12 protein-coding genes are annotated in these 12926 nt (G+C 64.5%); 6 read left to right on the plus strand and 6 right to left on the minus strand.

The features are described from left to right. The first annotated feature begins 390 nt into the window (after nt 1-390). Complete coding sequence (locus NAO55_RS18205; protein WP_180981608.1) at nt 391-2352, plus strand: methyl-accepting chemotaxis protein; 1962 nt, start codon at nt 391-393, stop codon at nt 2350-2352. Nucleotides 2353-2400: 48 nt separating this feature from the next. On the opposite strand, the gene NAO55_RS18210 is transcribed toward NAO55_RS18205, so the two are convergent. From NAO55_RS18210 to NAO55_RS18225, 4 genes are all read right to left on the minus strand, one after another. Next, nucleotides 2401-2955, minus strand: coding sequence for a biliverdin-producing heme oxygenase (locus NAO55_RS18210; RefSeq protein WP_102839101.1), 555 nt, complete (start codon nt 2953-2955; stop codon nt 2401-2403). Beyond that, nucleotides 2948-5353, minus strand: coding sequence for a response regulator (locus tag NAO55_RS18215; RefSeq protein WP_102839100.1), 2406 nt, complete (start codon nt 5351-5353; stop codon nt 2948-2950). Before NAO55_RS18215 ends, NAO55_RS18210 begins: the two co-directional genes overlap by 8 nt. Before the next feature lie 66 nt (nt 5354-5419). Then, on the minus strand, nt 5420-5890 hold the full coding sequence (locus tag NAO55_RS18220; RefSeq protein WP_102839099.1) for a response regulator: 471 nt from the start codon (nt 5888-5890) through the stop codon (nt 5420-5422). After that, on the minus strand, nt 5890-8160 hold the full coding sequence (locus NAO55_RS18225) for an ATP-binding protein (protein ID WP_102839098.1): 2271 nt from the start codon (nt 8158-8160) through the stop codon (nt 5890-5892). Before NAO55_RS18225 ends, NAO55_RS18220 begins: the two co-directional genes overlap by 1 nt. Nucleotides 8161-8387: 227 nt before the next feature. Between NAO55_RS18225 and NAO55_RS18230 the strand changes: the two genes are divergently transcribed. Both NAO55_RS18230 and NAO55_RS18235 read left to right on the plus strand, forming a co-directional pair. Next, nucleotides 8388-8795, plus strand: a complete 408-nt coding sequence (locus tag NAO55_RS18230; RefSeq protein ID WP_102839097.1) for an SMI1/KNR4 family protein — start codon at nt 8388-8390, stop codon at nt 8793-8795. An 82-nt stretch (nt 8796-8877) separates the two neighbouring features. After that, the gene (locus NAO55_RS18235; RefSeq protein WP_102839668.1) at nt 8878-9252 is read left to right on the plus strand and encodes a DUF3301 domain-containing protein; all 375 of its coding nucleotides are present in this window, start codon (nt 8878-8880) and stop codon (nt 9250-9252) included. 4 nt (nt 9253-9256) lie between these two features. Here the strand turns inward: NAO55_RS18235 and NAO55_RS18240 are convergent, their stop codons facing one another. Beyond that, complete coding sequence (locus NAO55_RS18240) at nt 9257-10225, minus strand: CobW family GTP-binding protein (protein WP_500862665.1); 969 nt, start codon at nt 10223-10225, stop codon at nt 9257-9259. Between the two features lie 88 nt (nt 10226-10313). On the opposite strand from NAO55_RS18240, the gene NAO55_RS18245 reads away from it, so the two are divergent. Then, nucleotides 10314-10676: an NADH:ubiquinone oxidoreductase gene (locus tag NAO55_RS18245; protein ID WP_102839095.1), complete on the plus strand. Its 363-nt coding sequence runs from the start codon at nt 10314-10316 to the stop codon at nt 10674-10676. Nucleotides 10677-10736: 60 nt separating this feature from the next. On the opposite strand, the gene NAO55_RS18250 is transcribed toward NAO55_RS18245, so the two are convergent. After that, nucleotides 10737-11264, minus strand: coding sequence for a DUF3617 domain-containing protein (locus tag NAO55_RS18250; protein ID WP_102839094.1), 528 nt, complete (start codon nt 11262-11264; stop codon nt 10737-10739). A 166-nt stretch (nt 11265-11430) separates the two neighbouring features. On the opposite strand from NAO55_RS18250, the gene NAO55_RS18255 reads away from it, so the two are divergent. Both NAO55_RS18255 and NAO55_RS18260 read left to right on the plus strand, forming a co-directional pair. Continuing rightward, nucleotides 11431-11946, plus strand: a complete 516-nt coding sequence (locus NAO55_RS18255) for a sigma-70 family RNA polymerase sigma factor (protein WP_102839093.1) — start codon at nt 11431-11433, stop codon at nt 11944-11946. Then, nucleotides 11946-12908, plus strand: a complete 963-nt coding sequence (locus NAO55_RS18260) for a FecR domain-containing protein (protein WP_102839092.1) — start codon at nt 11946-11948, stop codon at nt 12906-12908. Before NAO55_RS18255 ends, NAO55_RS18260 begins: the two co-directional genes overlap by 1 nt. Nucleotides 12909-12926: the final 18 nt, after the last annotated feature.

Genomic DNA, 12926 nt, shown 5'->3' on the forward strand with positions numbered 1-12926 from the left:
CCGCGAGCGCGCCAGCCGTTCGCGGATGATCGCGAACATCCCTTCCTGCTGTCACAGTCCACGTCCGGGTGAGCATTGCCGGGCGCAACTCCATGGATGTGTGAACGCATGGCTGCGCTGCGTCGCTCAGCCGGCAGATCGCAATAGCGCGTTGCCAGGTGATTTCCGCCTTCGGCAAGCCTGTGCAAGCAGGGGCTGAGCGTCGTCGTAGCCCGTTCGTCGGCTAGCCGCTCGCCGCCATCACGAGACACTGCCAGCACCCGATACAGAGGCCAAATTCATAACCTCTGTGACTACCCGATTCGTTCGCTACTGGCCTTCGAATTCGAGCAGAAGATGCCTTGCACTACCCAAGCCCCAGTCAGGTCAGCTGGGGCCCCGAGGTGCCACATGCTGAAAAACATCTCCTTGAGCCGGAAACTGATTCTGATCGTACTGGCGCCCCTGTTGGGGTTTCTCTGGCTCGGAACGCTGTACGTCAATGAAAGCTACAAGACGTTGCGGCAGATGGAGTACACCGTCGAGGCCAGCTCTGCGGCGCAGCAGGTGAGTCAGCTGATCACCACCCTGCAGCGTGAGCGTGGCGCAAGCGGTGTGTTCCTCGGCAGCCAGGGACGGCTCATGAGCCGGCGGCTGCCGGGCCTGCGTCAGGCGACGGACGAAGCCTCCAACGCCGTTGCAACACTGGCGCTGAAAGACGACGCCCAGCTGGCCAGCGCCTTGCTCGCGCTGAGCGAACTGCGCGGCACTCGAGTGCAGATCGACAGTTTCGCGATCAGCAACGTGGAGTCCGGCGCCCGCTTCACCGGCATCATCAAATCACTGATCGGTTTCACCCACGCGCTTGAAGCGCGCGTCGAGGATGCCGAGCTGGCGCGGGCGCTGAGCGGGCTCAACCAGTTCATCGAGATGAAAGAACGCGCCGGCCGTGAGCGCGCCATGCTCGGTGTGGTGTTCGGCCAGGACCGGTTCGATGCCACGTTGCTGGCCTCATTCAGCCGCAACCTCGGCGAGTTCACCGCCTACCTGGACGGCTTTCGGCGTACGGCAGCTGAGCGTCTCGTCGGCCTGCTCGACCAGCAGATGCAGCAGGGCAGTGCACAGGAAGTCGCCCGACTGCAGCGTCTAGCCTTCGACGTACCGATCGGCCAGAGCCTCGGTGTGGACAGCGAAACCTGGTTCGAGACGGCCACCAGCCGGATCGATCTGATGGGCGAGGTGGAACGCCAGCTGGCCGAGCATGTGGGCGAGCTCGCAGCCGCCTCGCGCGATGAAGCACGCAGCGCCCTGTGGATGACTCTGACAGCGGTGATCATTGCCCTTGTTGCAGTCACGGTGTTGTCGTTGCTGATCATCCGCAACATCAAGACGGCGGTACATGAGGTCAACCACACCCTGCTGGCGCTTTCCGCACGAGACCTTACTGCCAAGGCCGACTACCAGGGGCGCGACGAATTTGGCGAGATTGCCAATAACCTCAATGTCATGGCCGGTGAGCTGCAGCAGATCGTCAGGGAGATCGGTAGCGCCACGGCACAAGTCGCGACGGCCGCGGAAGAGTCGTCGGCGGTGACGGTGCAGACCAGCGCCAGCATCGATCGCCAGCGCCAGGGAACCGAGCTGGTGGTGACCGCGATCAACGAGATGAGCGCGACTGTGCGCGATGTGGCGCGCAGCACCAGCGATGCTGCCGAACTGTCCCAGCGGCTGAACACGAACGCTGCACAGGGCCGCGCCGAAGTGCAGGACACCATCGACCTGATCCGTCAGCTGTCGGATCAGGCCGATCAGACCGCGCAGATCATCGAAAACCTGAAGCAGGAAAGCGATTCGATCTCCTCGGTACTGGACGTGATCCGTGGCATCGCCGACCAGACCAACCTGCTGGCGCTCAATGCCGCCATCGAAGCGGCACGAGCCGGTGATCACGGGCGCGGCTTCGCCGTGGTGGCGACGGAAGTGCGCATGCTGGCGCAGAAGACCCAGGAGTCGACCGGCAGCATCCAGACGATGATCGGCAACCTGCAGACGGGCGCTGACCGCGCGGCGCGCTCCATGCAGGACACCCTGAGCAAGGCTCAGGCAGGCTCCAGCAACATCGGCCGCACCGGCGAGCTGCTCGAGGAGATCGCCGCAGGGGTCGCCGCGATCAGTGACCGCAATATCCAGATCGCCACAGCGGCGGAGGAACAGAGCGCGGTTGCCGAGGACATCAACCGCAATGTCGTGGAGATCAACGACGTCGCCATCCAGGTCAGCGCCGGTGCCGAACAGACCGCCATGACCAGCCTGGAGCTGCCGCGCCTGGCCGAGCAACAGCAGCAGCTGGTCGGTCGCTTCAGGGTCGCCTGACCGGATTTCAGCCGAGCAAGGAAAGGCCCCCACGTGGGCCTTTCTCTCTCAGCCGTAGGCGCCCTTGGCTTCCAGCGCGGCGGCACTGGCGAATAGCCCGAAGGTGGCTTCGGCTGCAGCCAGCATCGGCGCCCATGAAGACGCCGAGGCCTGCTGCTCGAGGCGGCTGAGAAATGTCGGCCAGAGCCGGGCGACGTCGCCGTGTTCGAGGTAGCGAACGGGTGCGGTCGGATCGGCCTGACGAACCCGCCGTGCAAGCACCTGCCCGCCCAGACGGGAGCCTTCCAGAACATAAGCGGCGCCCCAGCAGCTGGCGATCTCGCTCAGCTCGGGAGCGGGCAGCGCGACGGGCGCCTGGCAGTCCAGATCGGCCAGGTCATCGAGCAGGGCATGCCGTCTTGCCCGCGCGGGCCAGTCCATCAGCAGGGTGGCGATGCCGGCCTGCTCCAGGGCTGTCTCCACCGCGCGCAGCGCCCGCGCATGGGCACGCAGGAAGCGACGGTAGTCCTCAGGCCGCCCGAGATCGAACTCCGAGTAGGCGGCATCGACCCGCTCGTGCAGCGGTGCCGTTGCTTCACGCAGGCGCAAACGCAGTTCAGCCATCCGCCAGACTGCCCTCACTAAGTGCCAGATGAAGCTTGTTCGCCAGCTGTTCCTCGCGAAACGGCTTCTGGATGATCGAGTAGCCTTCCAGGCCCAGTTCGCACAGCTCGGCATAACCGGTGACAAACACCACCGGCAGCTCCGGGTGACGTACTCGCACCGCACGCGCCAGCTCGCCGCCGTTCATACCCGGCATGGCGAAGTCGGCCAGCAGCAGGTCGACCTCCGCGCCCTGGGTGAGCAACTGCAGCGCGTCATCGCCGCTATCCGCGGCGATCACCGTAAAGCCCAGATTCTCGAGCATCTGGGCGGTCACTTCGCGCACGCTGTGGTCGTCGTCCACCAGCAGGATGCAATGCTGATTGTTGCTCTCGGCGGAGCCACTGCTCGCCGCGCTGGCCGGCTCCGGTTGGCGTGGCGCCGAAGTACGCGGGAGGAACACCTTCACGGTCGTGCCGACGCCTTCGCGGCTTTCGATGCGCGCACCACCACCGGACTGTTTGGCGAAGCCGAACACCTGGGCCAGGCCGAGCCCCGAGCCCTTGCCGACTTCCTTGGTGGTGAAAAACGGCTCGAACGCCTTGCTCAGCACGGCTTCGCTCATGCCGGACCCGGTGTCGGCGACCGACAGCATCACATACTCACCGGGGCTCGGGTCTTCGGCGCGCTGCGCCGGCTGGTCGATCACCACGTTGCGTGTACCCAGCGTCAGCCGGCCGCTATCAGCCATTGCGTCGCGGGCGTTGATTGCCAGGTTGAGGATGATCATCTCGATCTGGGTCGGGTCCACCAGGGCGTGCCAGATGTCCGCCTGGGTGTCCGTCTCGATGCTGACGCTGCCACCCAGGGTGCTCTTGAGCAGGCTGAGCAGGTTGACCAGGGTGTCGTTGAGGTCGATGGCGGTGGGTGCGAGCTGCTGGCGCCGGGCGAAGGCCAGCAACTGGCTGGTCAGGGTGGCGCCGCGCTCGCCCGACTCGCGGATGTACTGCAGGCGACGCAGGCTGCGCTCCAGTGGCGCGCCGTTCTGCAGGTCGTTTTGCAGGAAGCTGGCGCTGGTGAGGATCACGGTCAACAGGTTGTTGAAGTCGTGGGCGACGCCGGCGGTCAGCTGGCCGACGGCTTCCAGGCGCTGCATCTGCTGCAGTGTGGCCTCGACACGCTCGCGCTCCTGGATCTGCGCGCGCAGCTCGCGGTTGGCATCGGCCAGTTTGTCGACCGCGGCGATTTCGCTGGTGATGTCGCGTGCTGCCGAGTAGATACGGCCGCCATCGGCCACGGCCGACCAGGACAGCCAGCGGTAGCTGCCGTCGCGGTGGCGCATGCGATTGACGAAGCGGGTGGTGACCTTGCCACGGCCCACTCGCGCGGTCTCTTCCAGCGTCGCCTGCAGGTCGTCCGGGTGTACCAGGCGGGTCAGCGGATGCTCCATCAGCTGCTCCAGCGGCCAGTCGAAGGCCTGTTCCCACATCGGATTCAGCGCGACCGGCATCATGTCCGTATGGGTCACGGCGAGCAGATCGCGCGACAGCTCCCAGGTGCGATCGCGCTCTCGGGTGCGTTCCTGAACGCGCTCACCGAGGGTTTCGTTCATCTGCCGCAGCGTCTGGGTCGCCAGCTGCTGCTCGGTGATGTCCATCAGCACGCCGACGAAGCGCGTACAGCGCTCGCCGTCGAAAAACGCCTGGCCGCGGGTTTCCATCCAGCGCATGCGGCCGTCCTCGAACAGCACGCGATAGGTGGTGCTGAATTGGCCGGCGTCGCTACCGGAAATGGCGCGGGCAACCTGCTCGCGCATGCGTTCGCGGTCGTCCGGATGGCAGAGCCGCTCGAACAGCGGCATGTCGACCGGCGTCTCGGCAGCGATTCCCATCATCGCGCGGCAGCGCTCGTCCCAGATCAGCGTGCCGCTCTGCGGTTCGTAGTCCCACATGCCCAGGCGTGCCGCATCGATAGCCAGGCGCGCGCGTACCTCGACCTCGCGCAGCGCCTGCTCGGCCTGCAGCCGGCGCCGGCGCTCGTTGACCTCGCCCATCGCGCGTTCCACGGCCTTGGGCAGGAAGCCGAGGTTCTGCTTGAGCACGTAGTCGACCGCGCCGGAGCGCATCATGTTGACCGCATGCTCTTCGCCGAACACACCGGAGAGGAAGATGAAAGGGGTCTGCGGCGCGAGCCGACGCGCTTCCTGCAGCGCCTGGCTACCGGAGAAACCGGGCAGGATGAAGTCAGCCAGGATCAGGTCGAATTCGCGCCGTTGTAGGGCTTCGACCACACCGGCCCGGTCATATACCAGCTCGGTGCGCAGGTCGTAGCCGCTACGTTCCAGCGCCAACTGGGCCAGTTCGGCGTCGTGCGGGCTGTCCTCGATGAACAGGACGCTGATGTTCTTTGACGCTGGCATATCCAACCTGTCGAGGAAGCAGGAATCATCGAAACGGCCCGCCAGGCACGGGCCGGCAATGCTCGTTCAGTTCTTTTCGTCTTTGTTGCGCGCGCGCTTGAGACGCAGCGAACCGGGTGGCGGCTCGTTGAGCACGGCCCAGAAGATGCCGAGGTCGGAGATTGCGGCGACAAAATCTTTGAATTCGACCGGTTTGACGACGTAAGCGTTCACCCCGAGCTCGTAGGCTTTCATCAGGTCGGGTTCTTCCCGCGAAGAGGTCAGCATGACCACCGGAATGCTGCGCAGCTCGGCGGTCTCGCGGACGGTCTTGAGCACTTCCAGCCCGTCGACCTTGGGCAGCTTCAGGTCCAGCAGCACTGCCGGATTGCCATCGGCTCGATCGGCGTAGGCGCCGGTGCGCTGCAGGTAGTTCAGCGCCTCGGCGCCGTCACGCATGATCACCACCTCATTGGCCAGCTGGCTGCGCTCCAGCGCGATCAGGGTGAGTTCCAGGTCGTGGGGGTTGTCTTCGACCAGCAGTATCGGTTTCAGCATCAGATGTCTCGGTCCAGGAGGGACGATGTATAGGACAGTTTTGGGAGTGAGAAGTAGAACGTGGCGCCCTTGTCCAGCTGGCCTTCGGCCCAGACCTGGCCGTCGTGGCGCTCGATGATGCGGCGCACGCTCGCCAGGCCGATGCCGATACCTTCGAACTCCTCCATGCGGTGCAAGCGCTGGAACACGCCGAACAGCTTGCTCGAGTACTGCATGTCGAAGCCGACGCCGTTGTCGCGCACATAGACGACCACTTCGGCGGCGCGCTGTTCGGCACCCACCTCGATGACGGCCACCTCCCGGGTGCGGCTGTACTTGACCGCGTTGTCGATCAGGTTGCGCAGCACCATGTGAATGAAGGCGGCATCGGCGACTACGATCGGCATCGGCAGCAGGTGCCATTCGATCTGGCGACCTTCGCAGTCAGGCGCCAGCTCCTCGCGAATCGAGGCGACCAATGCACCGAGGTCGACATCCGACAGGCGCAACGCCGAACGGCCCATCTGCGAGAAGCTCAGCAGGTTGTCCACCAGCGTGCCGGCGAAGCGTGCGGCGTCGGCGATGTTGTCGAGAAAGCGCATCCCACGTTCGCTCAGTTGCTTGCTCTCCATCTCGCTGAGCAGCTCGGTGTAGCCGGCGATATGCCGCAGCGGAGCGCGCAGGTCGTGGGAAACGCTATAGGAGAAGGCCTCCAGCTCCTTGTTGCTGGCGCGCAACTCGCCGGCCAGCTGGGCCATCTCCTCGGCTTTGCGCAAGACAATCCCGAGCACCGCATTGCGCAGTTCCAGCGCGCCCTCGATCACCACCTGATCCCAGGGCTGTGCATAGCCGCGCAGGGTTTCCTGCCATTGTTCGAAGCTGTGTCGCGGAGTGAGCGCACCACTCTGACGGTCGATCTGTTTTTCCGGCTGACCGGCCCAGTTGACGGTCTTGATCTGCTCGTGGCGAAACCAGATCAGATAGTGCGCGTGCAGGCGCGAGATGGAGATGGCCATGACCCCGGCACAGTGCTCGCCGAGCGCCGGCATGTCGGGAATGTCGCGGCTGATGCAGTCACTGTGGAAGACCAGTTCGTCGCGCCGTTCGCCCAGCCACCGGGCCAGCTGCAGGATCTGTTCATGGTCCGGTGTGTCGCCGACGGTTTCGCACTTGTCGGCGGAAATGATCGCCGCGCCATCGGCACCGGCGAACCCCAGCACCACCTCGGGGAAGTGGCGGAAACCCTCGACCACGCTGTCGCGATCGGCCATGGCCGCTAGCAGGTGGACGATCTGGTGACGCAGTTCCAGCTTGCGCTGAGCAACGATCTCGCTTTCCCGCGCCTCGATTTGCAGCGAAAGGATGCGTCCGAGCAGCTCGCAGGCGGTGCGGGTCTGGTAGCTGACCGCACGCGGTTCGGCATCATGGCAGGAGATCAGCCCCCAGAGGCGGTCGCGAATGACGATGGAGATCGACATCGACGCCAGCGTGCCCATGTTGCGCATGTACTGCAGATGCACCGGGGAAACGCTGCGCAGTGCGGCGAAGCTCAGGTCGAGCGGCGCGCCGGAGATCGGGTTGAGCGCCGGCACCAGGGGCGAGGGTTGATAGTTGGCGTCCTGAATCACCCGGATCAGGTTTTCACGATACAGCCGGCGCGCCTGCTGCGGGATGTCGGCAGCCGGGAAGCACAGCCCGAGATAGCTTGGATAGCCGGGGTCGGCGACCTCTGCCAGCACTACGCCATTGTCTTCGGCATCGAAGCGATAGGCCTTGACGCGACCGAAGCCGGTGATGCGCTTGACCTCCCGAACCGCCAGTTGGCAGAGCGCTTCCAGCTCGCGGCTGTCCTGTAGCTGGGCGACGAAGGTGCGCATCAGCGGGTAGAGGGTGTCATAGGCCTGGCCGGAGGTTTCCGCGCGTTCGAACTCGAGGATCAGCTGGCCGCGATGGCGATGGCCGAGCAGGGCGAACGCCTGGCCGGGGACGCCGGTGAGACCGATGCTCACATCGCTTAGGTGGAAGGGATTGTGGTCGTCTTCGCTCAGTGCCGTGAGACCGGCTTCGATGCGTGCGGTGGGTAGCAGGTTCGACAGAGGCTGGCCGACCAGCGAGCGGGCGTCGATTCCGAGCCAGTGCTGAACGTTTTCACTGGCCTGCTGCACACGTAGCTCGGGCTCGCTGACCACCAGCAGGAAACCATGGGGCTGGATGCTACCGGGGATATGGATTGGTTCGTCGGCGCATCGATCGATGGCCTGGAGCAACTCCTGGGCTTCGGTAGTGGTCATTGCGTGTCCTTGTTCAGGTCCGAGCGGACCAGATGTGTTTGGCAGGCACCAATGCAAATTGCTACCTAATTTCTGCAATTGTGCGTATTGAAACGGGCAAGTCGCCGTGAATGTATTAACCGAGCGTTTCGCTAAGCCATGCACTTTAACGCGACAGAACTGGCTCGCCAATCCGGCGGGCTGTATAAACGGGGCCTTGCCTGGGGGGCATACGACAGGAGGTGGATGTGGAAGAAGTCATCGAACAGCTGCGCGAGCTCAACGAGCCGGTGCCGGTACCGCTGGAACTGCCCGACGACGATCTCTTGGTGGAGATCGAGGAACAGCTGTTGATCAACCTCCCGTTCGGCCTGCGCGAGTTCCTGCTTCAGGTCAGCGATGTGATCTACGGGCGCCTGGAGCCGGTCACCGCCACCGATCCGCAATCGCACACCTACCTGCCGGAAGTCGCCGCCAATGCCTGGGATGCCGGCGTGCCGCGCGATCTGATTCCGATCTGCCAGGACGGGCGTGACTACTATGTGGTCGACCTGGAAGGTGAAGTCACCCTGTGGGACGGCGACGACGGTGAACTCACCGAAGAAACCTGGGAGACGGTCTGGCACTGGGCGCGCGACGTCTGGCTGGAAAGCTGAAACGGATGTACGACGCTGTCCACACGGCCCCGCCGTGGCGGCCTGCTAAGCTGTGTACCCGCCGGTCACTTTGCCTTACTTCATGCTGACTCTTAGCAATCTCTTCCTGTTCATGTTGCTGGCAGCCGCGGCCGCCTGGCTCTGGCATTCCCATGGCATTCGCGAGCGTGCCCTGCAGGCAGTGCGGCGACATTGTCAGAAGCTCGATGTGGAACTGCTCGACGGTAATGTAGCGTTTCGCAAGCTGACCCTGTTGCCGGATGCACGCGGCCAGCGCCGGCTTGCCCGCATCTACGGGTTCGAGTTCACGGTCACCGGTGAGCAGCGGCACCCCGGTACCATCGTCATGTTCGGTGCCCAGGTCGGCCGTATCGAGCTGGCGGCACACCCGTTCCAGCCCGCCGACGAGCCGGGGCGGGTGATCCAGCTGGACGACTGGCGCCGCCCCCGCGATTGACGGGTCAGTCGTCGATACGACACGCCGTCATGCCCTGTTGCAATTCCGCCTGCGACTGCGGTTCGCTGAAGATCAGCTCTATCCGCGAATCCCGCCGCCACTCGCTGCTCCTGAAGACCAGCACCTGACCATCCAGTGCATTGGCTGACTGCCAGCCGCTGCGGCCGTGGACCACCAGTTTGGCGCGACGCCAGGACCAGCGCGCCAGCCATTGCGAGAGCTGGTCGAGATCGAAACGCTGGCTCGGGTGCCAGCGCCAGCCGATGCTCCAGTACTCCGCTGTCACCTGAACCTGGCAGATCGGCTGGCGCGGATCGAGCCAAACCTGCGCCAGCGTCGCCGACCCGCAGGGCAGGGTGGTCGCGCGTGCTGATTCACTGGCGCGAGCGTCGATACCGGGAAGCCGTTCCAGGGGCAACTGGCCTTGCGTGGTCCAGTAAAGCGTTTGCTTGGGCAGTTGCTCAGTCAGTCGTGTTCGACCGGATGCGTCCAGTGATTCGCTCTTGTTCATCAACAGCAGTCCGGCTTGCGTCAGGGCCTGCCGCTGGCTGTCGGGCAGGGCTTCGCCGCGGCTGAGTGCCTGCGCATCCAGCACCAGCACGCTCGGCTGGATGCTCAGCACGCTCTGCCATGGTGGCTGCCCAAGCTGACGCAGCAGTTCCGCCGGGTGACCCACGCCGGAGGGCTCGATCAGCAAGCGGTCTGGTTTTGCCTGGCGCAGCAGGCGCGCCAGGCCAACCTGGAACGGCACGCCGTTGACGCAGCACAGGCAGCCGCCGGGGATCTCAGCCAGACTGATACCGTCTGCTTCGGTCGTCAGCAACGCGGCGTCCAGGCCGATCTGGCCGAACTCGTTGATCAGTACGGCCCAGCGTTCGTCGGCGGGCTTCTGATCGAGCAGATGGCGGATCAGGCTGGTTTTGCCGGCTCCAAGCGGGCCGCCGATGAGATGGGTCGGGATATGTTCGAGCATGGCGGCTATGTTGCGCATTTTGCGCTGGGTCTGAAAGGGGCCGGTGGCTCATGCTAAAGTCGCCGGCGGTTCTCGGAGAGGTGAAATCGTGCGGCTACCGTTCTTGCTGACAGGCCTGTGCGGCCTGCTCGTCGCTGGCGATGTGATGGCTGAAGCGTGCGTCATTAACAGCCACGACGACCGCGTGGCAGTGAAGCTATGCCAGGCGAACATCAACATTCCCGCAGAGCTGTTCCGCACCGGCTTCTGTCAGCCGCAGTTGAAGGATCACGAGGTCGAAGTCGAGTTCGTCGATCAGTGCCCGGACGGTGCCTTCGGTGTCTGCCGCAACGCGCAGGTGTCGAACATGCCGTACCGGCAGGACATCCACTATTACGGCATCGCCAGTGATGCGCGCTTTCTCCAGCCCGCTTGCGAGCAGAACAACCAGGGCCGCTGGGAGAAGAACTGACGCCAGCCCAGCAGGCATAAGGGTTTCACGTGGAACCTCTGCTGATTTCCCGGTTGCCTCCTACCGAGCCGGTTTCAATGCGCCGCAATCGTCCGCTATCCAGCGCGCGTGGGATTGGATTCGTGACGTTCCAGTCTCGGTGCCCTGGCGGTATTGGCTTTCCACGGTGCTGACGAACTCCTTGTCGCTGATGAAGCGCGTCTCGCCCTGACCTTGGGCATCAGGGCACTCGAACCTGAATTTCCACAGCTTATCGCCACGCTCGGTGATCTCTTGGGTACAGGCCGGATCATCCTGGAAGGGCAGCTCATCGGCCTCCACCTGGGCCTTGCTCAGGCAGATGCGTACCCCGTTGGCGCCCAGCTGCACACCATGCGCGGCAAACATTCCTTCCATCATCCGGCGCTGGTCGGCAGGCAGGTTGCGCATCTGCTCCATCATCTGCTGCATGGCCGGCAGTTGCTGGCCGTCCACCTGGATGTCGCCACTGCTGAATTCCCACAGGCCCGGCAGGATCTGCTGCGCATGGGCCGGCAGCAGGGCCAGCGAGAGGCTGAACGACACGGCTAGTGATAGAGGGCGGATCATGCTTGAGCTCCTGAGGCTATGTCCCTCTCAGCCTAGCCGAACGGTCGCCGCAGTACCGGCCAAATGCTGACGGTCATCCGATCGATGAGCAAATGCGGCGATTGCCATGGATTTATGTTGTTGAGAAGCGTTAGCATTAACGCCTGCTGCGCTCATGGGAGGCCGCATGGCAACTGAAGGCATGCTTCGGCAACAGATGCTGCACCGTCTCTACGCCGATCATCACGGCTGGCTCAATGGCTGGCTGCGTCGGCAGCTGGGCTGCAATCAGCGTGCGGCTGACCTGGCGCAGGATACCTTCGTGCGCGTGCTCAGCAAGGATCAGGACATGGCTGCCATTCGCGAGCCCAGAGCCTACCTGCACACCATCGCCAAGGGGCTGCTGATCAACCATTGGCGGCGTCGGCAGATCGAGCAGGCCTATCTGGATGCGCTTGCCCTGCAGCCGGAACCGGTCGTGCCATCGCCCGAATCCCAGGCGTTGATCGTCGAAACCCTGTTGCAGATCGATGCCATGCTGATGCGTCTGCCGACCCGGGTCCGCAGTGCCTTCCTGATGTCGCAGCTGCACGGCATGACCTACGCGGCGATCGCCAGCGAACTCGGCGTCTCCGAGCGTATGGTGAAGAAATACATGAGCCAGGCCATGCTGCACTGCCTGATGCTGGTCGAGGACGATTGATGGGCATCGATTACCGCGTGCTGCAGGAGGCGGCGAAATGGTTCGCCGTGTTGCAGTCCGGCTCGGCCAGTCGCGCAGAGCATCAGGCATGGTCCGCATGGCTGGAACAGCCGGAACATGCCCGCGCGTGGGCTCGGGTCGAGCGCATCAGCGGGCAGTTCCAGCCCCTGGCGGCCGACCCGGTCGGCCGAAGCGCGGGTGGGCTTCTGCACAGCCGCCGATCGAATCGGCGCCAGGCGCTGAAGATGCTGTCGGTGCTGTGCGGTGGCACTGCGCTGAGCCTGGCCAGCGGACATATGCCGTGGCGACAGTGGGCCGCCGACGAGCGCACCGCGGTGGGCGAGGTGCGCGACATGAAACTGGCCGATGGCTCACGCCTGTGGCTGAACACCGATACGGCGCTGGATATCGCCTTCGATACCAAGACACGGCAGCTGGCGCTGTATCGTGGCGAGTTGCTGATCGAGGCCCCCGCCAGCCGGCGGGCGCGCCCGTTGCTGGTCACCAGCCGCGAAGGGCGCTTGTACAGCGAGCAGGCCGCGTGCTTTTCGGTGCGCCAGGACGATGGGCGGGCCCGGGTCAGTGTCTTCGCCGGAATAGTGGATATTCAGCTGGAGGGCTTCGGCATCACCAGCATCCCGGCCGGGCAGCAGACGGCGTTCGGCAGTCGCGGCGTCGAACCGCTCGAGGCGGCCAGCGCCGAGCACCAGGCCTGGACCACCGGCGTGTTGCTGGCCGATAACCAGCGCCTGGAGGACTTCCTCGCCGAACTGTCGCGCTATCGGCATGGCTACCTTGGCTGCGATCCCCGTATCGCCGATCTGCGTGTGGTCGGGGCATTTCCCCTTGCCGATACCGAGCGGGTGCTGGACGCGCTTGCCGCCACGCTGCCGGTGCGTATCGAGCGACGTATGGCCTGGTGGGTCAGTCTCGAGCCGGCGATCGAGCGCGCTGGCGTTTGAGCCAATACGGACACGAAT

This window comes from Stutzerimonas frequens, from assembly GCF_024448335.1.
Lineage (GTDB): Bacteria > Pseudomonadota > Gammaproteobacteria > Pseudomonadales > Pseudomonadaceae > Stutzerimonas > Stutzerimonas frequens.